We start from the raw sequence: 21,303 nt of genomic DNA, 5'->3' as shown, positions 1-21,303 counted from the left end.
ATGAGTTACCAATTGCGCCGCGAAGAGGCGCTCGACGGCGAACGCCTCAAGGCCATGCTCGACGAAAGCCCGGCCCGCGCAGCTCAGGCGATCCTTGTCGCCGCTCGCGAAGAGGTGCTCGAGGCCCAGGCGCTGCTGGGGCAAATCCTGCTGGACGGGCAGGGCATCGCACAGGATCAACCGCTGGCGCTGCGCTGGTTCGACATCGCCGCCCGCCAGGGACACCTGATGGCGCGCAACATGCTCGGCCGTTGCCATGAGCATGGCTGGGGGTGTGAGGCGGATGCTTCAGTGGCCGCGCGGCATTACCGGGTCGCGGCGCAAGGCGGCCTGGACTGGGCGATGTACAACCTCGCCAACCTGCTGGCGACCGGGCGTGGTGTGGTCGAGGATCAGCTGCAGGCTTTGGGTTTTTATCAACAGGCAGCCGAGTTGGGTCATGCGAAATCGATGAACCTGTTGGGGCGTTATCTGGAAGAAGGGCGGGTGTGCCCGGCGGATCCCCTGGCGGCTCGCAACTGGTACCGGCGGTCTGCGGTAGGCGGTGATTTTCGCGGGCAGTTCAGCTACGCCGCGGTGCTTGCGGGCGAAGGCAATGTCGACGAAGCGCTGGTCTGGCTGCACAAGGCGCTGGCGGGAGGAAACCTGAATTTCCTGAGAGTCGCGGCACCAGCATTGGCCAGTGCCACCGCCCCCCGCATTCGCACATTGGCGCAAGACTACGCCCGCCGCCAGGCAGAACTCGAACCCCTGTAGGAGCGAATTCATTCGCGATGGTCGTCAACGATAACGCGTGACGCCTGACGCCCCGCGGTGTTCTGGAGTCCATCGCGAATGAATTCGCTCCTACAGGGGAACGTGTTGTTCTTGGAGGCATAAAAAAGCCCATGACATGTCATGGGCTTTTCATTTGCGGCAAGCCTTACACGTAGAAGGATTTCAGCGGCGGGAAGCCGTTGAATTCAACTGCGCTGTAGCTGGTGGTGTAAGCGCCGGTGGACAGCCAGTACAGGCGGTCGCCGATGGCCAGGTTCAGGGGCAGGCCGTACTTGTAGTTTTCGTACATGATGTCGGCGCTGTCGCAGGTCGGGCCGGCGATCACGACTTCCTCGGTCTCGCCTTTCTTCTCGGTCCAGATCGGGAACTTGATGGCTTCGTCCATGGTTTCGATCAGGCCGGAGAACTTGCCCACGTCGGTGTAGATCCAGCGCTCGACGGCGGTGCGGGATTTACGGGCGACCAGTACCACTTCGCTCACCAGGATGCCGGCGTTGGCGATCAGCGAACGACCTGGTTCCAGGATGATTTCCGGCAGGTCGTCACCGAAGTCTTCCTTCAGGAAGCGGATGATTTCCTCAGCGTAAGTTTCCAGGCTGTTGGTGCGGGTGATGTAGTTGGCCGGGAAGCCGCCGCCCATGTTGATCAGTTTCAGCTCGATGCCGTCTTCTTCTTTCAGGCGTTCGAAGATCACTTTGACCTTGGCGATCGCGGCGTCCCAGACGCTGATGTCGCGCTGTTGCGAGCCGACGTGGAACGAGATGCCGTAAGGCACCAGGCCCAGGTCGCGGGCCAGGATCAGCAGGTCCATGGCCATGTCGGTCTGGCAGCCGAATTTGCGCGACAGCGGCCAGTCGGCGGTGGTCGAGCCTTCGGTCAGGATACGCACGTAGACTTTCGAACCCGGTGCGGCCTTGGCGATGTTGCGCAGGTCGGCTTCGGAGTCGGTGGAGAACAGACGCACGCCCTTCTCGTAGAAGTAGCGAATGTCCTTGGATTTCTTGATGGTGTTGCCGTAGCTGATGCGATCGGCGCTGACACCGCGATCCAGCACTTTGTCCAGCTCATAGATAGAGGCGATGTCGAAGCTCGAGCCTTTCTCTTTGAGCAGGTCGATGATCTCGACGGCCGGGTTGGCCTTGACCGCGTAGTAGACCTTGGCGAATTCGAAACCTGCGCGCAGGTCATCGTAGGCCTGGGCGATCATCGCGGTGTCGATCACTACGAACGGGGTTTCTTGCTTGTCGGCGAACGCCTTCATTTTCTGAAAGGTTTCGCGCGCGAAATAGTCTTCGACCTGGATCGACATACTTGGGAGCTCCTATTGGCAAACTCGAAAAATCAATGGGTGCAAATGAACGTCCTCCGTATCCCCACTTTGGTTCGCCTACTTCCCAAGGCATGTCGCCGAAAGCAAAAAGGCCATGGGATGTGTCGCTATCCCTTGGCCTTGCTGTCTCGTCGTCAGTACTTGAGCCGGATGGATCGTTTCCAGCATGGACGTTCGGCGCGAACTTTAGGGCGTGAGGGGCCTGAGATCAACAAAAAATGTCGCGTTTTTGCACTCTTCTGACGTGCGTGGCTGACATCACTCTTTGTAGCGGACAGAGATGACGGGCAGATGTTCCCCGGTATTTTTGAAGTGTTAAAAATACCTGCACGTTCGACGCCGTTGTGAGCTTGATCGCAGGTAAGTGTGATGGAGGCCATATCGGCGACGTTAGCGGCGAGAAGGTTGTTTCGGGTGCGGTTTGATTGAAGCGAGGGCTGTTTTTCAGGGCGATGGATGGGAGCAGGTGTTGATATTTCTTTCCGGCAGATGAAAGTCGGAAAAACTGCACATAAACCTGTGGGAGCGAGCCTGCTCGCGATAGCAATTTCATAGCCGACAGAGTTATTGACGGCTGAATGGCAATCGCGAGCAGGCTCGCTCCCACAATTGAAGTTGTGTGGTCAGACGGCCACAGCTTCCGCAGGCGAAACGATACTGGTCTTGCCTCCACGGGATTTGCCCGAGCTCAGATACTCGGCAATCGACTCCTGCGTCACTTCCCCAAGAAACACCCGCTCGGCGTCCATCACCGGCAACCAGGCCCGGTTGAACTCGTACATCCGCGACAACAGAATGCGCAGATGCTCGTCATACGCCGCAGTGGCGTTGAACTCGCGCAGGTATTGTCCACAGGTGCCGGTCTGACGGTGCAGGTCGCGACGTCTTACATAACCCAGCGCTTTGTTCTCGCCATCAGTGACAACGACGTAACGACGGTCATGCTCGTCCATCAACTCCAGCGCCTCGGCCACCGGGGTTTCCGGGCTGACGGACGGTGCGTTGTCCGCCGCGTCTTCGGCCTTCACCAACAGCAGGCGCTTGAGGGTGCTGTCCTGGCCGACGAAGTTGCTGACGAAGTCGTCCACGGGATGGGCCAGCAGGGTGTCCGGATGATCGATCTGCAGCAGCTTGCCGGCGCGGAAGATCGCGATCTTGTCGCCCAGCTTGATCGCCTCGTCGATGTCGTGGCTGACCATGATCACGGTCTTGTTCAGAGCCCGCTGCATCTCGAAGAACTCGTTCTGGATCATCTCGCGGTTGATCGGGTCGACCGCACCGAAGGGTTCGTCCATCAATAGCAGAGGCGCCTCGGCCGCCAGCGCGCGGATCACGCCGATGCGCTGTTGCTGGCCGCCGGAGAGTTCGCGCGGATAGCGATGCAGGTACTGCTTGGGCTCCAGCTTGATCATGCTCATCAGTTCGCGAGCACGGTCGTGGCATTTCTGTTTATCCCAACCGAGCAGCTTGGGCACGACCACGATGTTTTCCTCGATGGTCATGTTCGGGAACAGGCCGATCTGCTGAATCACGTAACCGATGTTGCGCCGCAGCGTCACCTCGTCCAGATCGGTGGTGTCTTCGCCGTTGATCAGGATCTTGCCCGAAGTCGGCTTGATCAGGCGATTGATCATCTTCAGCGTGGTGCTTTTGCCGCAACCCGATGGCCCGAGGAACACGCAGATCTCGCCTTCATTGACGGTCAGGCTCACCGAGTCCACGGCTTTCACGTCTTTGCCGTTGCTCTGGAAGGTCTTGCTGAGGTTTTGAAGTTCGATCATTTCAGGAGTCCTTTTGGGGTCAACGAGCGTTGCAGCAGTTGCAGGATCAGGTCGGCGAAGATCGCCAGCACACTGACCAGTACGGCGCCGACGATCAGCATCGACATGTCGCTGCGGCTGATGGAAGCGAGGATGAGTACACCAAGACCGCCGGCGCCGATGGTGGCGGCGATGGTCATCACGCCGATGTTCATCACCACGGCGGTACGTACGCCGGCGAGGATCACCGGCACCGCTATCGGCAGCTCGACCATGCGCAGGCGCTGGCCGAAGGTCATGCCGATGCCGCGCGCGGCTTCACGGATGCCCGGCTCGACGTTGGTCAGGGCCAGGTAGGTGTTGCGCATGATCGGCAGCAATGAATAAAGGAAGACCGCGGTGATGGCCGGCATCGGTCCCAGGCCCTGGCCGAACTTGGAGTAGAACGGCAGCAGCAGGCCGAACAGGGCAATCGACGGCACGGTCAGCAGCACTGTGGCGCTGGCTTGCAAGGGACCAGCGAGGCTCGGGAAGCGTGTCATCAGGATGCCCAGCGGCACACCGACGGTAATCGCCAGGGTCACGGCAATACCCACCAGAGTGATGTGTTGCCACGTCAGGTGCAGGACTTGCGACCAGTCGAGGTGGGAAAAGGCGTTAAAGAATTCCATGACTTTTCCTCCTTAATTGATGGGGTGCTGGCGCAGGAAATCCGCGGCCACGGTGGAAGGACTCTGGTGGTCGACATCGACCCGCGCGTTCAGCTCGCGCATGGTGTTGTCGTCGAACAGCTCAGCCAGCGGCTTGAGCTGTGCGGCCAGTTGCGGGTGCGCGTCGAGGGTGGCCTGGCGGACAACCGGCGCTGCGGTGTAGTCGGGGAAGTAGTGCTTGTCGTCTTCCAGCAATTTGAGCTTGAAGGCGTTGAGCCGGCCGTCGGTGGTGTAGACCAGTCCTGCGAACACCTGGCCGTTGCGTAGTGCGGTGTAAACCAGGCCTGCGTCCATCTGGCGGATGTTCTTGCGCGACAGGTTCATGTCGTACAGCTGCACCATGCCGTCGAGACCGTCGGAGCGGTTGGCGAATTCGGTGTCCAGCGCCACCAGGTTGCTGGCCTTGTCTTGCTCGCGCAGCACCTTGTTCAAGTCGCTGATGGTGTTGATCTGCGGATACTCGTCAGCGACGTTTTTCGGCAGGGCAAGGGCATAGGTGTTGCTGAATTTCGACGGGGTCAGCCAGACCAGGCCTTTTTTCGCATCGAGTTCTTTCACCCGGGCGTAGGACTGTTCGCTGTCGAGTTTTTCGGTGACGTGGTTGTAGGCCACCAGCGACACCCCGGTGTATTCCCAGAGCATGTCCAGCTGGCCGCTTTCGTGGGCACTGCGGGCGAGGTTGCTGCCGAGGCCGCCGGTCACCTGCACGTCGTAACCCTTGGCGCGCAGGTATTGCGAGGTGATTTCCGCCAGCAGGGTTTGTTCGGTGAACACCCGGGCGCCGATGCGGATCGGGGGTTTTTCAGCCGCTTGGGCAATTCCTGCGAGCAGCAGGATGCCGCCTAGAATCAAGCATATTTTTTTCATGACTATTCCTTTGCTCAGGCTTAAGACGGGCGCAGACCGCGTTCGAGCCAAAGTCGACTGGCGATTGTCACCAGGCCGTCGAGCAGCAAAGCCAGCAACGCGGTGCAGGCCGCGCCGAGCAGCAGTTGCGGCTGATTGTTCAAGGCAATGCCGGGGAATATGAGGCTGCCCAGGCTGTTGGCGCCGATCAGGAACGCCAGCGGTGCGGTACCGACGTTGATTGCCAGCGCCACCCGCACACCGCCGACGATGATCGGCACGGCGTTGGGCAATTCGACTTTCCACAGCACCTGGCGTGGGGTCATGCCGATGCCGGTGGCAGCTTCCTTGAGCGAGGCCGGAACGTTCTTCAGGCCTTCGTAGGTATTGCGCACGATGGGTAATAACGAGGCGAGGAACAGGGCGAAGATCGCCGGGCCGCTGCCGATGCCGAGTATGCCGAGGGCGATGGCGAGGACGGCGAGAGGGGGCACGGTGTTGCCGATGTTGAAGAACTGCATGAAGCGTTCGGCGCGGCCGATCATGCCCGGACGGCTGAGCAGGATGCCGGCGGGGAGGCCCACGACAAGAGCGGCCAGCATGGACGCGAGGACAAGCAGCAGATGAGCTTGCAGGTAAAACAGCAAATCGTCGCGGTAATGTTCGATCGTATCGACGCCGATCCAGTGGATCAGCAGGGCCAGAAGGGCGATCACCAACGCGCCTCCTATCAGCCCTTTGCCATAGTGGATAGCCACAGGCGGACTCCTTTTTTCTTTGTCGGCGAACGCAGTCCCGTGTGGCAGGCCGTCATTGGCTGCCGGGCAGGGCGTTCGCGAGAAGCGGCTCAATGAGCCATGAGCACAGCCTCGTCAGGCTGAATTGCGGATGTTGCAGCTTCCCTGACGAGTGGTCGTAACAGGGGAGTGGACGTCTTCACCTTTTAAAAGGTTCCATATTTGTAAGCGTTTGGCCACCCCTGATCGCGATTGACCCCGGGCGAACGGTGGTTCGTGGAGGCCGCTTTGCGCTATACTCGCTGCCCTTTTTTGATCACCGCCAGGCGATTTCCCATGACCAGACAGGCCGCCGAAGTCGCGAAGCGCCGCACTTTTGCCATCATTTCCCACCCCGACGCCGGTAAAACCACCATCACCGAGAAGCTTTTGCTGATGGGCAAGGCGATTGCGGTAGCCGGTACGGTGAAGTCCCGTAAGTCCGACCGCCATGCCACCTCCGACTGGATGGAAATGGAAAAGCAGCGGGGCATCTCGATTACCACGTCGGTCATGCAGTTCCCGTATCGCGAGCACATGATCAACCTGCTCGACACCCCGGGCCACGAAGACTTCTCCGAAGACACCTACCGCACCCTGACCGCGGTGGACTCGGCGTTGATGGTGCTCGACGGCGGTAAGGGTGTAGAGCCACGGACCATCGCCCTGATGGACGTCTGCCGTCTGCGTGACACGCCGATCGTCAGCTTCATCAACAAACTCGACCGTGATATTCGTGACCCGATCGAACTGCTCGACGAAATCGAAGCGGTCCTCAAGATCAAGGCTGCGCCGATCACCTGGCCGATCGGTTGCTATCGCGACTTCAAGGGCGTGTATCACCTGGCTGGCGACTACATCATTGTTTACACCCCGGGTCATGGTCACGAGCGCACCGAGACCAAGATCATCGAGAAGCTCGACTCCGACGAGGCGCGCGCGCATCTGGGCGATGAGTACGAGCGCTTCCTCGAGCAGTTGGAACTGGTTCAGGGCGCCTGTCATGAGTTCAACCAGCAGGAATTCCTCGACGGCCAGATGACCCCGGTGTTCTTCGGTACCGCGCTGGGCAACTTCGGTGTCGATCATGTACTCGACGCCGTGGTCGACTGGGCGCCGCGTCCGTTGGCACGGGTGGCCAACGAGCGCACCGTGGAGCCGGTGGAAGAGAAGTTCTCGGGCTTCATCTTCAAGATCCAGGCGAACATGGACCCCAAGCACCGCGACCGCATCGCCTTCATGCGTATCTGCTCCGGCAAGTACGAAAAAGGCATGAAGATGCGCCACGTGCGGACCGGCAAGGACGTGCGCATCGGCGACGCCCTGACGTTCTTCTCTTCCGAGCGTGAGCAGCTGGAAGAGGCCTACGCCGGCGACATCATCGGTCTGCACAACCACGGCACCATCCAGATCGGCGACACCTTCAGCGAAGGCGAAACCCTGGGCTTCACCGGCATTCCGCACTTCGCCCCGGAACTGTTCCGTCGTGTGCGTCTGCGCGATCCGCTGAAATCCAAGCAGCTGCGTCAGGGTTTGCAGCAGTTGGCGGAAGAGGGCGCAACCCAGGTGTTCTTCCCCGAGCGCAGCAACGACATCATCCTCGGCGCCGTCGGTGTGCTGCAGTTCGATGTGGTGGCCAGCCGCCTGAAAGAGGAATACAAGGTCGAGTGCTCCTACGAGCCGATCACCGTGTACTCCGCACGCTGGGTCGATTGCAGCGACAAGAAGAAGCTCGAGGAATTCTCCAACAAGGCTGTGGAAAACCTCGCTGTCGACGGCGGCGGTCACCTGACCTACCTGGCCCCGACCCGCGTCAACCTGGCCCTGATGGAAGAACGCTGGCCAGACGTGAAGTTCCGCGCAACGCGTGAGCATCACTAAGCTTCGCCTTGAAACACCCCAAAGCCCCGGTAGCGAAAGCACCGGGGCTTTTTGTTGGCTGACCCCAACCCTCTGTAGGAGCGAGCTTGCTCGCGATGAACGCAAGAAAACTGCGGGGCATCAGGCCCCCAGCGTTATCGTTGACGACCATCGCGAGCATGCTCGCTCCTACAGGTGATCGCATTGCCCTGCGGATGCGGAATGTCAGTTGAATGGATGTTGGATGTGCCACCGCCTTCGCGGGCAAGCCCGCTCCCACAGGTTCCTTTGCCGGCCACAAAATCTGTGAACGACACAAAACTCTGTAGGAGCGAGCATGCTCGCGATGAACCAAAGAACACCGCGGGGCATCAAGCACCCAGCGTCATCGTTGACCACCATCGCGAGCAAGCTCGGCTCCTACAGATGGTTGCGTCTAAATTGGAATAATCGTTATTCGAAAGCAATCTCTGCAAGCAGGGCATTTCTGCTGGGCCAGTAGCGTCCTATCTGGAGAACCGCGCTGTTCGGAACTAGATTTTATTCAGCGCCGGACTGGCATGCCTTGGTAGGAGGGAATCGGTGATGAACAGATTGTTTCGGGTTTTGTTGATGTTGAAGGTGCTGGTGATGCTGTCTTTCGGGACGTCGATGGCGTGGGCGGAATGTGAGGATCACGAGACGCAGGCATCGAGCGGGTCGGTGGGGCAGGCGGGGATGATGATTGCCGCGTCCGATTCCGAGGCGGGGGACAAGGGGCAGGGTGGCAGCGCGGGTGATGATGACTCGACCACCGATGAGCCGGATTCCGATGATCCGGATGAAGGCGATAGCCAGACGTAGATAGCAGGCAAAAGAAAAACCCCTTCTGCCGCGATTGATGCGCAATGGAAGTGGAAGGGGTTTATCAGTCAAACATTTGAATCCCTGTGGGAGCGAGCCTGCTCGCGATAGCGGTGTATCAGTCGATATCAGTGTTGACTGATCCGACGCCATCGCGAGCAGGCTCGCTCCCACAGTTTTTTCAGGTCTTGCTTAAAGGAACTGCTCCGCGTGGTGGCACGCCACCTGGCGGTTGTCGAGCAGGCGCAGTTCCGGCACTTCAGCGCTGCAACGCTCGGTCGCATACGGGCAGCGTTTGTGGAACGCGCAGCCCGGTGGCGGGTTCAGCGGGTTGGGCAGTTCGCCCACGATCTTGATTTTCGGCTTGGACGGATCCGGGTGGATGGTCGGCGTCGCCGAGAGCAAGGCCTGGGTGTACGGGTGCAGCGGACGGGCGTAGATGTCCTCTTTCGGACCGATTTCCACCGGGCGACCGAGGTACATCACCATCACATCGTCAGCCACGTGTTGCACCACGGCCAGGTTGTGGGAGATGAACACGTAACCGGTGTTGAACTCCTGCTGCATGTCCATGAACAGGTTCAGCACCTGCGCCTGGATCGACACGTCCAGCGCCGAGGTCGGTTCGTCCGCCACCAGCACTTTGGGTTGCAGCATCATCGCGCGAGCCAGGGCGATCCGCTGGCGCTGACCGCCGGAGAACATGTGCGGATAACGCTGGTAATGCTCCGGACGCAGACCCACCTGCTTCATCATCGCCTGAACTTTCTCGCGACGTTCCGCAGCGCTCAGGCTGGTGTTGATCAGCAGTGGCTCGGCCAGTTGATCACCGATCTTCTGCCGCGGATTCAAGGACGCATACGGGCTCTGGAACACCATCTGCACGTCTTTGCGCAGTTGCTTGCGCTGGGCCTTGTCGGCGCCGGCCACTTCCTGGCCGGCGATTTTCAGGGAGCCCGAGGACGGTTCTTCGATCAGGGTCAGAGCACGGGCCAGGGTGGATTTGCCGCAGCCCGATTCGCCCACGACCGCCAAGGTCTTGCCGGCTTCGAGCTCGAACGACACGCCGTTGAGGGCGCGCACGGTGGCGTGGCCCTTGAACAGGCCACGGGACACTTCGTAGTGACGGGTGAGGTCGCGGGCGGTAAGTACGACGGCCATTACGCCACCTCCTGGTTCAGCGGGTAGAAGCAGCGGGCGAGGCTGTTGCTTTTCGGGTCAAGGGCTGGACGCTGCGCGCGGCAGTTGTCCTGCACGTACGGGCAGCGCGGCGACAGCAGGCAGCCCTGTGGACGGTCGTAACGACCCGGCACGATGCCCGGCAGGGTCGACAGGCGCGAGGCGCCCAGGCTGTGCTCCGGAATCGCCTTGAGCAGCGCTTCGCTGTACGGATGCGCCGGGATGTCGAACAGTTGCGGCACCTGGCCGACTTCCACGGCCTGGCCCGCATACATCACGCACACGCGCTGGGCGGTTTCGGCCACGACCGCGAGGTCGTGGGTGATCAGCACCAGGCCCATGTTCTGTTCTTTCTGCAACGCCAGCAGCAGTTCCATGATCTGCGCCTGAATGGTTACGTCCAGTGCAGTGGTCGGTTCGTCGGCGATCAGCAGTTTCGGTTCACCGGCAATCGCCATGGCGATCGCGACACGCTGGCTCATACCGCCGGACAGTTGATGCGGGTAGGCGTCCATACGGCTGGCGGCGCCCGGGATTTCAACTTTTTCCAGCAGTTCGATGGCACGCTTGCGCGCGGCCTTGCCGGACAGTTTCAGGTGCAGGCGCAGCACTTCTTCGATCTGGAAACCGACGGTGTAGCTCGGGTTCAGCGCGGTCATCGGGTCCTGGAACACCATGGCCAGGTCCTTGCCGACGATCTGACGACGCTGACGGTTGCTGAGCTTGAGCATGTTCTGGCCGTCGAAGCTCAGGGAATCGGCAGTGACGATCCCCGGGTGCTCGATCAGGCCCATCAGCGCCATCATGGTCACGGACTTGCCGGAACCGGACTCGCCAACGATGGCCAGGACTTCGCCCTTGTCCACTTTCAGGTCGAGACCGTCGACGACTGGCGTGGCGTTCTTGTCGCCGAAGCGAACGTTGAGATTCTTGATTTCTAGCAATGACATTGGAATCTCCTCAGGCGGCGTTCTTGAGTTTCGGGTCCAGCGCGTCGCGCAGGCCGTCACCCATCAAGTTGATTGCCAGCACGCTGAGCAAAATGGTCAAACCAGGCAGACTCACTACCCACCAGGCGCGTTCGATGTAGTCGCGGGCCGAGGCCAGCATGGTGCCCCACTCAGGGGTTGGCGGTTGTACGCCAAGGCCGAGGAAGCCCAGGGCGGCGGCATCGAGAATCGCCGAGGAGAAGCTCAAGGTGGCCTGAACGATCAGTGGCGCCATGCAGTTGGGCAGCACGGTCACGAACATCAGGCGCGGCAGGCCGGCACCGGCCAGGCGCGCTGCGGTCACGTAGTCGCGGTTCAGCTCGCCCATCACCGCGGCGCGGGTCAGACGTACGTAGGACGGCAAGGACACCACGGCGATGGCGATCACGGTGTTGATCAGGCCTGGGCCGAGGATGGCGACAATCGCCACGGCCAGCAGCAGAGAGGGCAGGGCCAGCATGATGTCCATCAGACGCATGATGGTCGGGCCGATCATTTTCGGGAAGAAACCGGCGAACAGACCCAGCAGGATCCCCGGGATCAGCGACATCACTACCGACGACAAACCGATAAGCAGCGACAGGCGCGAGCCCTGGATCAGACGCGACAGCAAATCACGACCCAGTTCATCGGTACCCAGCAGGAACTGAATCTGCCCGCCTTCCAGCCAGGCTGGCGGGGTCAGCAGGAAGTCGCGGTACTGCTCGCTCGGGTCATGGGGGGCAACCCATGGGGCGAAGATGGCGCAGAAAATCACCAGCAGCATGAACAGCAGGCCGGCGACGGCGCCCTTGTTCTTGGCGAAGGCTTGCCAGAATTCCTTGTACGGTGACGGATACAGCAGGCTTTGATCCGCGGCAGGTGCGGCGGTGGCTACTGAGGAAGTAGTTGGAGTGCTCATGAATATTGACCTCAGCGCTGATGACGGATGCGTGGGTTGGCAAAGCCGTAGAGGATGTCCACTACGAAGTTGACCAGGATCACCAGGCAAGCGATTAACAGGATGCCGTTTTGTACGACTGGATAGTCACGGGCGCCGATGGCTTCGATCAGCCATTTGCCGATGCCCGGCCAGGAGAAGATGGTTTCGGTCAGGACCGCACCGGCCAGCAGAGTGCCGACTTGCAGGCCGACCACGGTCAATACCGGAATCAGTGCGTTACGCAGGCCGTGGACGAATACCACGCGCGCCGGCGACAGGCCCTTGGCCTTGGCGGTACGGATGTAGTCCTCGCGCAGCACTTCGAGCATCGACGAACGGGTCATCCGCGCGATCACCGCCAGCGGAATGGTGCCCAGCACGATGGCCGGCAGGATCAGGTGGTGCAGGGCGTCGGCGAACGCGCCTGGCTCGTCAGCCAGCAGCGTGTCGATCAGCATGAAGCCGGTGCGCGGCTCGATGTCATACAGAAGGTCGATCCGCCCGGATACCGGGGTCCAGCCCAGGGACACCGAGAAGAACATGATCAGGATCAGGCCCCACCAGAAGATCGGCATCGAATAGCCCGCCAGGGAGATGCCCATCACCCCGTGGTCGAACAGTGATCCTCGCTTGAGTGCCGCGATCACCCCGGCCAGCAGGCCCAAGATGCCGGCGAACAGCAGAGCGGCCATGGACAGTTCCAGGGTCGCGGGGAAGAGGGAAGTGAACTCGGTCCACACGCTTTCACGGGTACGCAGGGATTCACCCAGATCGCCGTGGGCCAGTTTGCCGACGTAGTCCAGATACTGGGCATACAGCGGTTTATTCAGACCAAGGCGTTCCATTGCCTGAGCGTGCATTTCGGGATCGACCCGACGTTCTCCCATCATGACTTCCACCGGATCGCCCGGGATCATGCGAATCAACGCGAAAGTCAGCAACGTAATGCCGAAGAACGTGGGGATCAGTAACCCCAGTCGGCGGGCAATAAAACTAAACATCGTGGGTTGTACCTCATCAGCCGGTTAGGCGTGCCCGGCAGGCCTGGGTCAGGCGTGCCGGGAGTTTTCTTATTTACTTCACCTGGGTGGTGGCGAAGTTATTCGTGGTGAGAGGGCTAATGTGATAGCCCTCTACGTTGTTGCGCATTGCGGTGAACATTCTAGTGTGCGCCATGCTGATCCATGGCTGGTCCTGATTAAAAATAACCTGAGCCTGTTCGTACAGTGCTGCACGCTCGGCCGGGTCGGTCTTTTCCCGGGCCTGATCGATCAGGGCCTGGAATTTGTCGTTGCACCAGCGTGCATAGTTTTCGCCGTTCTTGGCCGCTTCGCAACTGAGCATAGGCGTAAGGAAGTTATCCGGGTCGCCGTTATCGCCCGCCCATCCGGCGGAAACCATGTCGTGCTCGCCGTTTTTCGCGCGCTTGAGCATTTCGCCCCATTCCATCACGCGGATGTCGATCTTGATCCCGACCTTGGCCAGGTCCGCCTGCATCATCTGCGCGCCGAGCATCGGATTGGGGTTGGTCGGGCCGCCGCCATTGCGGGTGAACAGAGTGAAAGTGGTGCCTTCCGGAACGCCGGCTTCCTTGAGCAGGGCGCGTGCCTTGTCCAGGTCGCGGGCCGGGTTTTTCAGGGCGGTGTTATAGCCCAGCAGGGTGTCCGGGTACGGGTTGACGCCGACGGTGGCGTTGCCCTTGCCGAACAGCGCGTTGACATAGGCTTCCTTGTCGAAGGCGATGTCGATGGCTTTGCGCACCCGCACGTCGCTCATGTACTTGTGCGTGGTGTTCATAGCGATGTACGAAACGGTCATCGCGTTCAGTTCGTCGACCTTCAGCTTTGGATCTTTCTTGATGCTCGGAATGTCATCGGGCTTGGGATACAGCGCGATCTGGCATTCGTTGGCCTTGAGCTTCTGCAGGCGCACGTTGTTGTCGGTGGCGATGGCCAGGATCAGCGAGTCGGCCGGTGGCTGGCCGCGGAAGTAGTCCGGGTTGGCCTTGAAGCGAACCTGGGCATCCTTGTTGTAGCGCTGGAAGACAAATGGACCGGTGCCGATCGGCTTGCTGTTCAGATCGCCGGTCTTGTTGGCCTTGAGCAACTGGTCGGCGTACTCGGCGGAGTAGATCGAGGAGAACGCCATGGCGATGTCTGCCAGGAACGGCGCTTCCTGACGGGTCAGGGTGAATTTGACCGTGTTGTCGTCGACTTTCTCGACGCTTTTGAGCAGTTCCTTGAAGCCCATGCTTTCAAAGTACGGGAAGCCCACGCTCGAGAGTTTGTGCCATGGATGGTTCGGGTCCAGCTGGCGCTGGAAGCTCCAGACCACGTCGTCGGCATTCATGTCGCGGGTCGGCTTGAAGTATTCGGTGGTGTGAAACTTGACGCCTTTACGCAGGTGGAAGGTGTAGCTCAGACCGTCATCGCTGATGTCCCAGGAATCGGCCAGCGCCGGAATCACATCGGTGGTGCCGGGCTTGAAGTCCGCCAGGCGATTGAAGATGGTCTCGGCCACCGCGTCGGCTGTGACTGCAGTGGTGTACTGGACCATGTCGAAGCCTTCGGGGCTGGCCTCGGTGCAAACCACCAGCGGCTTGGCCGATACGCCAACCGCGACACTCAGCAAGGCGGCCGCGATGGCCGCACGTAGGGGAAGCATTTTCATCAAGAACCCTCTGCAATCGGTTAAAGGACAAAAGCCGAACGGCCGATTCCTCGTGGAATCAGCCGTTCGGCCGGTGCATTACAGGATGTTGAACGGGATGGTGGTCACGAGACGGAACTCGTTGATGCTGCCATCAGCCTGGTTGTCGCTGGCGCGGTGAGCGGTGTAGGTCGCGCGAATAGTGGTGGCCTTGAGCGGACCGCTCTGCACGGCGTACGAAGTACCGATGCCGTATTCGTAGTGGGTTTCGCCATCCATCGACTGAATGCCGTCGTAACCTTTGCCGGCCACGCCACCGTTGCCGGTGTAGTGAGTACCGTCGATGCCCCAGCCGCGAGCCTGATAGATGTTGAACTTCAGGCCCGGGACGCCGTATTCGGCCATGTTCAGGCCATAGGCGATCTGGAAGGACTTCTCGTTCGGACCGTTGAAGTCCGACAGCAGGGAGTTGGCCAGGTAGATACCGTTGGTTTCGTGCAGGTAGTCGAAGTACTCGTTACCGTTCACTTCCTGATACGAGAAGGTCAGGCTGTGAGCCTGATGGGTCAGACCGAGCGACAGGGAGTAGGTGTCGTTGTCGATGTCGCCGATCAGCTTCTTACCTTCGTCCTGGGTTTTGTAGTAGTTCAGGCCGGTGGTCAGGCTCAGTACCTGGCTGTCGCCCAGTACGTGAGTGGCGCCGAAGTAGTACTGGTTCCAGATATCTTCAGCCTGGGTGGCCCAGAGGCTGGTGGTCAGGCTGGCGAACGGCGTGTAGGTGATACCGCCGGTGTAGACGTGATCGGTCTCGACGATGCCGTTGGCGTATTCGGTGCGGAATTTACGCTGGCTTTCTTCGGTACGCGGTGAGTTGCGGTCGAAGGTGGCCAGGTCGAATTGCAGGTTGTTCAGCTCTTCGCTGTGGATCGCCACACCCTCGAAGCTCGAAGGCAGCGCACGGTTACCGATGACGTCGACCATCGGGCTGCTGAAGTTCATGCGACCGGCGGTCAGCGTGGTGTTGGAGATGCGAGCCTTGACGTTGGCCAGGCCCAGCTTGCTCCACTGGCCGACAGCGTCGCCGCCTTCCTTGGTCAGGGTACGGTTGTTGCCAGCGCCTGGACGAGTGCCTGGCGCGCCACCGTTGTTGGACGCCAGGTCCTTGCGGTCCTGATCCAGGGCGATGGCGTTGTAGGCCGCCACTTCGGTGCTGAAACCGACGGTGCCTTCGGTAAAGCCCGAGTTGTACTTGACGATGGTGCCCTGAACCCAGTTGATACGACGATCAGTCGGGGTCGATACACCGTCTTTCTTGTAGGAAAACGTGCCGCCGCGCTTCAGCTGTTCGTTGGCGTACCAGTTACGGGTAGTGCCGCTGATCGACTGGCCTTCGAGGAAGCCAGTCGCTTCCGCCTGGGCACTTTTCTCGTTAACAGTTACCGGCGTAAACGCCTGGCTTTGGGTTTCAGCGTAAGCCGTTGCGGTCACGCTGCTGATGGCCAGGGCCAGTATCGCAGTGCTGCTCAGTTTCATGGGTGAAGCTCCTTACTTTCTTTTTTTAATGCCGGTCTTATTGGGTGATCCGGCTATTTGCTTTGGAACTCATTTGCGCTTTGCAAACGTTTGCTCTGCGCCGAATAGGCGAATTACGGCAACACGCTTGCGTGAGGGCGCATTGCGCCCCCAGCGTTTGGCTACACGGTTTGGTTATTTTTCGATGCTGACACCCGAGAAAACGTTGCGGCCGAACGGGCTGACCTTGAACCCTTCGACTTTGGCGCTCAACGGCTGGTTAACCGTTGAGTGGGCGACCGGCGTGATCGGTACCTGCTGCTTGAGGTACTGCTGCGCCTGTTTGTAGAGCTCGGTGCGCTGCTCGCGGTCAGTCACGACCTTGGCCTGCTTGATCAGCTTGTCATAAGCCGGATCGCACCACATGGAGTAGTTGTTGCCACCGATGGCATCGCAGCTATAGAGCGTGCCGAGCCAGTTGTCCGGGTCACCGTTGTCACCGGTCCAGCCGATCAGGCTGATGTCGTGCTCGCCGTTCTTGGTGCGCTTGATGTACTCGCCCCATTCGTAGCTGACGATCTTTACCTTCAGACCGATCTTGGCCCAGTCCGCCTGGAGCATTTCAGCCATCAGCTTGGCGTTGGGGTTGTACGGACGCTGCACGGGCATGGCCCACAGGGTGATTTCGGTGCCTTCCTTGACGCCGGCGGCCTTGAGCAGTTCCTTGGCTTTTTCCGGGTTGTAGGCGGCGTCCTTGATGGTGTCGTCATAGGACCACTGAGTCGGCGGCATGGCGTTGACCGCCAGCTGGCCGGCGCCCTGGTAAACGGCGTTGAGGATGCCTTGCTTGTTCACCGCCATGTCCAGCGCCTGGCGCACTTCGAGCTGGTCGAACGGCTTGTGGCGCACGTTGTAGGCGATGTAGCCGAGGTTGAAGCCGGGTTTCTCGATCAGTTGCAGGGCCGTGTCGTTCTTCAGCGCAGGCACGTCGGCGGGGCGCGGGTGCAGGGTGATCTGGCACTCATCGGCCTTGAGCTTTTGCACACGTACCGAGGCGTCGGTGTTGATGGCGAAAATCAGGTTGTCGAGCTTCACGCGGCTCGGGTCCCAGTATTGCTTGTTGCCGGTGTAACGGATGTTCGAGTCTTTTTGATAACTCTTGAACACGAACGGCCCGGTGCCGATCGGCTTCTGGTTGATATCGCTCGGCTTGCCCTCGGCCAGCAGCTTGTCGGCGTACTCGGCGGAGAGAATGGCGGCGAAACTCATGGCGATATTCTGGATGAACGCGGCGTCGACGGTGTTGAGCGTCATGACCACGGTCAGCGGCCCGGTCTTTTCGACCTTGGCGATGTTCTTGTTCAGGCTCATGCCGTTGAAATACGGGAATTCAGTCGGGTAGGCCTTACGGAAAGGTTGCTGCGGATCGAGCATGCGATTGAACGTGAAGAGCACGTCATCGGCATTGAAATCGCGGGTCGGGGTGAAGTACTTGGTGGTATGAAACTTCACTCCTGGACGCAGGTGGAAGGTGTACTGCAGGCCGTCCTCGGAAATATCCCAACTGGTCGCCAGACCAGGTACTACGTTGGTCGCGCCCTTTTCGAACTCTGCCAGACGGTTGTACAGCGGCTCGGCGGCGTCGTTATCGGTCGCGGTCGTGTACTGCGCGGTATCGAAACCGGCGGGACTGCCTTCGGAGCAGAACACCAGGCTGTTGTTGGCGGCCTGGCTCATGGAGGTGGCGGCCAACAGGCCGGTGCCCAGCAATGCGGATAAAACCAAGGTATGGCGCATGACGCTCCCTCTTGTTCAGTTTTTGACAATGAGCCTTCGTCCCGTCCGGGAACGTGCAGGCCTCACTGGTTTCAAGCCATTGACGTACAGCAGTAGTGACCGATGACCCACGCATGAGCTGGTCGGGTCTCGACGGTAAGAACCGTGAGCCCGGCAGTAAATACGAATAGTCCGAAAGACGTGTGGGAAAAGACGACGCGTCCTAGCTCGCTGCTGTAGGCAACAGACGATTAGGATGTAGGCGGTTTCCTGCTTTCTCGGTAGATAAAAGCAACGGCGACGTCAGAAACGTCGCCGTTGCAATACCTTACTTGCTGATGCCGACGCCGTAGAAGGAGTTCAAGCCAAATGGGCTGATCTTGAAGTCCTGCACTTCGGCGCGCATGGGTTGGAACACCGTCGAGTGAGCGATAGGTGTCATTGGAGTCTGATCTTTCAGGATGTGTTGCGCCTGCTTGTACAGTTCGGTGCGCTTGGCCTGATCCGAAGTGCGCTTGGCTTGTTTGACGATGTCGTCAAACGGCTTGTAGCACCACTTGGAGAAGTTGTTGCCTTCCAGCGAGTCGCAGCCGAACAGCACGTTCAGCCAGTTATCGGGGTCCCCATTGTCACCGCTCCAGCCAATCAGCATCGCCTGGTTCTCGCCACCCTTGGAACGCTTGATGTACTCGCCCCACTCGTAGCTCTGGATCTTGACCTTCAGGCCGATCTTGGACCAGTCGGACTGCAGCATTTCTGCCATCAGCTTGGCGTTCGGGTTGTAAGGACGCTGTACCGGCATCGCCCACAGAGTGATTTCGGTGCCTTCTTTAACGCCGGCTTCCTTGAGCAGCTCCTTGGCTTTCTCAGGATCGTACTTGGCATCCTTGATCGTGGTGTCGTAAGACCACTGGGTCGGCGGCATGGCGTTGACAGCCAGTTGGCCGGCGCCCTGGTACACGGAGTCGATGATCTGCTGCTTGTTGACCGCCATGTCCAGCGCCTGACGCACTTTCAGTTCGGCCAGCGGGTTCGGAACAGTCTGACCCTTGACCTGCGGCATCACGTTGTAGGCGATGTAACCCAGGTTGAAACCGGCCTGGTCAGGCAGCTTCAGGGCTTTGTCTTCGCGCAGCGCTTTCAGGTCGGCTGGTCGAGGAAACAGGGTGACCTGGCACTCGTTTTTCTTCAGCTTCTGAATACGAACCGACGGGTCGGTGGTGATAGCGAAGATCAGGTTGTCGATCTTGACGTCATCAGGCTTCCAGTAGTCCTTGTTCCCGGTGTAGCGGATGTTGGAGTCTTTCTGGTAGCTCTTGAACACGAACGGGCCAGTGCCGACCGGCTTCTGGTTGATGTCCGCAGCCTTGCCGTCCTTGAGCAGCTGCGCTGCGTACTCGGCGGACTGGATCGAGGCGAAGCTCATTGCCATGTTCTGAATGAACGCGGCATCGACGTCTTTGAGCGTGAATTTGACAGTCTTGTCGTCGACTTTCTCGATATTGGTGATGTTGGTGTCCATCCCCATGTCGGTGAAGTACGGGAATTCGGTCGGGTACGCCTTACGGAACGGGTCATCCTTGTTAATCATGCGATTGAAGGTGAACAGCACGTCGTCGGCGTTGAACTCACGAGTCGGCTTGAAATACGGGGTGGTGTGGAACTTGACACCGTCACGCAGGTGGAAGGTGTAGGTCAGGCCGTCGGAGGAGACGTCCCAGCTGGTTGCCAGGCCAGGAATAACGGCGGTGCCGCCACGCTCGAACTGAGTCAGGCGGTTGAACATGGTTTCTGCAGAGGCGTCGAAGTCGGTTCCGGTGGTGTATTGACCTGGATCGAAACCGGCCGGGCTCCCTTCGGAGCAGAACACCAGGTTAGTCGCGGCTTGAGCGAACGGTGCACTAGCCAACAGGCTGGCACCTAATAGAAACGGAATGACCGCTTGTTTAAGCATGGTGGCCTCATGATTTGTTGTCATTTTTTGATTTTGAGGACGACCTCGTGAGTCGTGCCTGCGGATACTTATGCAGGGGCCATACCCAATGCAAGACGCAGAGCGTTTATAAGCCTTAAACGGTGGCACGGACGTACCTTAATGTCGCATATGTGTAATTTTTGACGCATTTGACCGTTTGCGAGGCGTTTTTGCGGTGCTTTCAGTGCACGTTTTTGGTGCGAAAAAGCATTGGGTTGCCCGTGGGCGGGGCGTGGGTGTTACCTATCTAAACCCGGTCCTGTGGGGCTGAATCGGAGTGGTTATCGTTGCACCAATTCCGGTCTTTCCCGCTTGGTTGTACCAAGTGCAACTAATGTCGTTTTTTGGGGTTGAACTGCCCGTCCCGAGATTGAGCATAGACGCAGTCTGCAGAAAAAAAGGCGATCACCTTGGGTGATCGCCTTTTTTTGCCAGCGGGTTAGCGGATCAAGGCATCAGCACTTCGATCGAGCCGTCAGCTGTCATCGAGACCTGGCTGGTGCCGGCTTCGACTTCCGGTGTTACCGGGGCCGCATCCATGCTGGCGGCCTTCATCATCATCGGTGCGCGCATGTACGGTTGCGGGAAGCCGTTGCTGTTGAAGTTCAGGTTGACGATCTTGTAGCCCTTGCCGCCCAGGGCGTCGGTGGCCAGTTGGGCGCGGGCCTTGAACGCGGTCACGGCTTCCTTGAGCAGGGTGTCCTCGCTGGCCTTGCGGGTTGGCGTGGCGATGGCGAAGTCCATGCCGCCCATTTTCAGGTCGGTGAGCAGTTCGCCGGTGAGTTTCGACAGGGCGGCGAAGTCGGTGCTTTCCATGCGCAGTTCGGCGCGCTCACGCCAGCCGGTGATCTTCTGGCCCTTGGCATCGTAGATCGGGTAGCTGTTGCGGCTGCCTTGGCGCAGGGTGATGTCCTTGACCTGTTTTGCCTGGGCCAGCGCCTTGTTCATGGTGGTGCTGATGTCTGCGGCAAGTTTGGCCGGGTCCGTGTTCTGCTCTTCGGTGTAGAGGGTCACGATCATCAGGTCGCGAGCCACTTCCTGGCTGACTTCGGCGCGCAGGGAAATCTGATTGTAATGAAGTTCGTCGGCGGCCAGGGCCGGGAGGCTGGCGACGGTGCCAAGGCTCAGGGCGAGAAGGGCGGCGCTGCGGCGGAATGTGTGCATGAAGGCTCCTAAAGATGATACGCAGGAAATAGTCCGTGCCTGCGTGAAACCATCAGACTCTAGCTTTATTGATCCGGTTCGCACAGTTACAACTTCTATACATGTGTATATGCCCCCTGTAGGAGCGAGCACGCTCGCGATGGGCTCCCATTCACCGAGGGGTGTCAGGAAGCCCACATCATCGTTTAAGAACATCGCGAGCGTGCTCGCTCCCCCAGTGAGTTGGGCGGCACCC

General features: G+C 59.6%; 17 protein-coding genes. 3 read left to right on the top strand and 14 right to left on the bottom strand.

Going from position 1 to position 21,303, the window contains the following annotated elements; genetic code table 11:
- Positions 1–756, top strand: coding sequence for a tetratricopeptide repeat protein (locus ACW9JE_RS08935; protein ID WP_457432541.1), 756 nt, complete (start codon positions 1–3; stop codon positions 754–756).
- Positions 757–922: 166 nt separating this feature from the next.
- Here ACW9JE_RS08935 and ACW9JE_RS08930 read toward each other — a convergent pair whose 3' ends face one another.
- From ACW9JE_RS08930 to ACW9JE_RS08910, 5 genes are all read right to left on the bottom strand, one after another.
- Positions 923–2,086, bottom strand: coding sequence for a type III PLP-dependent enzyme (locus ACW9JE_RS08930; protein WP_457432540.1), 1,164 nt, complete (start codon positions 2,084–2,086; stop codon positions 923–925).
- A gap of 644 nt (positions 2,087–2,730) precedes the next feature.
- A complete protein-coding gene (locus ACW9JE_RS08925; protein WP_224536285.1) occupies positions 2,731–3,888 on the bottom strand; it encodes an osmoprotectant ABC transporter ATP-binding protein OsmV in 1,158 nt (385 codons plus the stop codon).
- Complete coding sequence (locus tag ACW9JE_RS08920; protein WP_224536287.1) at positions 3,885–4,538, bottom strand: ABC transporter permease; 654 nt, start codon at positions 4,536–4,538, stop codon at positions 3,885–3,887. The genes ACW9JE_RS08925 and ACW9JE_RS08920 overlap by 4 nt, the downstream gene beginning before the upstream one ends.
- Positions 4,539–4,550: 12 nt before the next feature.
- On the bottom strand, positions 4,551–5,444 hold the full coding sequence (locus tag ACW9JE_RS08915) for a glycine betaine ABC transporter substrate-binding protein (RefSeq protein WP_457432539.1): 894 nt from the start codon (positions 5,442–5,444) through the stop codon (positions 4,551–4,553).
- Positions 5,445–5,464: 20 nt separating this feature from the next.
- A complete protein-coding gene (locus ACW9JE_RS08910; protein ID WP_457432538.1) occupies positions 5,465–6,181 on the bottom strand; it encodes an ABC transporter permease in 717 nt (238 codons plus the stop codon).
- Positions 6,182–6,496: 315 nt separating this feature from the next.
- On the opposite strand from ACW9JE_RS08910, the gene ACW9JE_RS08905 reads away from it, so the two are divergent.
- Together ACW9JE_RS08905 and ACW9JE_RS08900 are read left to right on the top strand one after the other, a co-directional pair.
- A complete protein-coding gene (locus ACW9JE_RS08905) occupies positions 6,497–8,080 on the top strand; it encodes a peptide chain release factor 3 (protein WP_224536293.1) in 1,584 nt (527 codons plus the stop codon).
- A 564-nt stretch (positions 8,081–8,644) separates the two neighbouring features.
- Positions 8,645–8,902 carry a hypothetical protein gene (locus ACW9JE_RS08900; RefSeq protein WP_457432537.1) on the top strand — a complete coding sequence of 86 codons (258 nt, stop codon included), beginning with the start codon at positions 8,645–8,647 and terminating at the stop codon, positions 8,900–8,902.
- 192 nt (positions 8,903–9,094) lie between these two features.
- Here ACW9JE_RS08900 and ACW9JE_RS08895 read toward each other — a convergent pair whose 3' ends face one another.
- The 9 genes from ACW9JE_RS08895 to ACW9JE_RS08855 form a co-directional block, all read right to left on the bottom strand.
- Entirely contained in the window at positions 9,095–10,063 is a 969-nt protein-coding gene (locus tag ACW9JE_RS08895; RefSeq protein WP_224536296.1) for a peptide ABC transporter ATP-binding protein, read from the bottom strand.
- On the bottom strand, positions 10,063–11,031 hold the full coding sequence (locus tag ACW9JE_RS08890) for an ABC transporter ATP-binding protein (RefSeq protein ID WP_224536298.1): 969 nt from the start codon (positions 11,029–11,031) through the stop codon (positions 10,063–10,065). Before ACW9JE_RS08890 ends, ACW9JE_RS08895 begins: the two co-directional genes overlap by 1 nt.
- A 10-nt stretch (positions 11,032–11,041) precedes the next feature.
- On the bottom strand, positions 11,042–11,971 hold the full coding sequence (locus ACW9JE_RS08885; RefSeq protein WP_224536300.1) for an ABC transporter permease subunit: 930 nt from the start codon (positions 11,969–11,971) through the stop codon (positions 11,042–11,044).
- A gap of 11 nt (positions 11,972–11,982) precedes the next feature.
- Positions 11,983–12,993, bottom strand: a complete 1,011-nt coding sequence (locus tag ACW9JE_RS08880; RefSeq protein ID WP_224536301.1) for an ABC transporter permease subunit — start codon at positions 12,991–12,993, stop codon at positions 11,983–11,985.
- A 73-nt stretch (positions 12,994–13,066) separates the two neighbouring features.
- Positions 13,067–14,662 (bottom strand): ABC transporter substrate-binding protein, encoded by a 1,596-nt coding sequence (locus tag ACW9JE_RS08875; protein ID WP_224536303.1) that lies wholly within the window; start codon positions 14,660–14,662, stop codon positions 13,067–13,069.
- A 78-nt stretch (positions 14,663–14,740) separates the two neighbouring features.
- Positions 14,741–16,174 (bottom strand): OprD family porin, encoded by a 1,434-nt coding sequence (locus ACW9JE_RS08870; RefSeq protein WP_457432536.1) that lies wholly within the window; start codon positions 16,172–16,174, stop codon positions 14,741–14,743.
- 174 nt (positions 16,175–16,348) lie between these two features.
- Complete coding sequence (locus ACW9JE_RS08865; RefSeq protein ID WP_457432535.1) at positions 16,349–17,950, bottom strand: ABC transporter substrate-binding protein; 1,602 nt, start codon at positions 17,948–17,950, stop codon at positions 16,349–16,351.
- Between the two features lie 307 nt (positions 17,951–18,257).
- The gene (locus ACW9JE_RS08860; RefSeq protein ID WP_457432534.1) at positions 18,258–19,883 is read right to left on the bottom strand and encodes an ABC transporter substrate-binding protein; all 1,626 of its coding nucleotides are present in this window, start codon (positions 19,881–19,883) and stop codon (positions 18,258–18,260) included.
- Between the two features lie 468 nt (positions 19,884–20,351).
- Positions 20,352–21,068 carry an SIMPL domain-containing protein gene (locus ACW9JE_RS08855; RefSeq protein ID WP_457432533.1) on the bottom strand — a complete coding sequence of 239 codons (717 nt, stop codon included), beginning with the start codon at positions 21,066–21,068 and terminating at the stop codon, positions 20,352–20,354.
- Positions 21,069–21,303: the final 235 nt, after the last annotated feature.

This window comes from Pseudomonas sp. SDO55104_S430 (genome assembly GCF_054070595.1).
The sequence above is the reverse complement of the archived record's forward strand: the minus strand, read 5'-3'. Positions and strand labels throughout refer to the sequence as shown.

What these genes read in the sequence shown, in the direction of transcription:
- ACW9JE_RS08925 (WP_224536285.1), bottom strand. Translation starts at nt 3,888, where the DNA reads ATGATCGAACTTCAAAACCTCAGCAAGACCTTCCAGAGCAACGGCAAA.
- ACW9JE_RS08855 (WP_457432533.1), bottom strand. Translation starts at nt 21,068, where the DNA reads ATGCACACATTCCGCCGCAGCGCCGCCCTTCTCGCCCTGAGCCTTGGC.
- ACW9JE_RS08915 (WP_457432539.1), bottom strand. Translation starts at nt 5,444, where the DNA reads ATGAAAAAAATATGCTTGATTCTAGGCGGCATCCTGCTGCTCGCAGGA.
- ACW9JE_RS08865 (WP_457432535.1), bottom strand. Translation starts at nt 17,950, where the DNA reads ATGCGCCATACCTTGGTTTTATCCGCATTGCTGGGCACCGGCCTGTTG.
- ACW9JE_RS08935 (WP_457432541.1), top strand. Translation starts at nt 1, where the DNA reads ATGAGTTACCAATTGCGCCGCGAAGAGGCGCTCGACGGCGAACGCCTC.
- ACW9JE_RS08895 (WP_224536296.1), bottom strand. Translation starts at nt 10,063, where the DNA reads ATGGCCGTCGTACTTACCGCCCGCGACCTCACCCGTCACTACGAAGTG.
- ACW9JE_RS08900 (WP_457432537.1), top strand. Translation starts at nt 8,645, where the DNA reads ATGAACAGATTGTTTCGGGTTTTGTTGATGTTGAAGGTGCTGGTGATG.
- ACW9JE_RS08885 (WP_224536300.1), bottom strand. Translation starts at nt 11,971, where the DNA reads ATGAGCACTCCAACTACTTCCTCAGTAGCCACCGCCGCACCTGCCGCG.
- ACW9JE_RS08890 (WP_224536298.1), bottom strand. Translation starts at nt 11,031, where the DNA reads ATGTCATTGCTAGAAATCAAGAATCTCAACGTTCGCTTCGGCGACAAG.
- ACW9JE_RS08860 (WP_457432534.1), bottom strand. Translation starts at nt 19,883, where the DNA reads ATGCTTAAACAAGCGGTCATTCCGTTTCTATTAGGTGCCAGCCTGTTG.
- ACW9JE_RS08905 (WP_224536293.1), top strand. Translation starts at nt 6,497, where the DNA reads ATGACCAGACAGGCCGCCGAAGTCGCGAAGCGCCGCACTTTTGCCATC.
- ACW9JE_RS08870 (WP_457432536.1), bottom strand. Translation starts at nt 16,174, where the DNA reads ATGAAACTGAGCAGCACTGCGATACTGGCCCTGGCCATCAGCAGCGTG.
- ACW9JE_RS08920 (WP_224536287.1), bottom strand. Translation starts at nt 4,538, where the DNA reads ATGGAATTCTTTAACGCCTTTTCCCACCTCGACTGGTCGCAAGTCCTG.
- ACW9JE_RS08875 (WP_224536303.1), bottom strand. Translation starts at nt 14,662, where the DNA reads ATGAAAATGCTTCCCCTACGTGCGGCCATCGCGGCCGCCTTGCTGAGT.
- ACW9JE_RS08880 (WP_224536301.1), bottom strand. Translation starts at nt 12,993, where the DNA reads ATGTTTAGTTTTATTGCCCGCCGACTGGGGTTACTGATCCCCACGTTC.
- ACW9JE_RS08930 (WP_457432540.1), bottom strand. Translation starts at nt 2,086, where the DNA reads ATGTCGATCCAGGTCGAAGACTATTTCGCGCGCGAAACCTTTCAGAAA.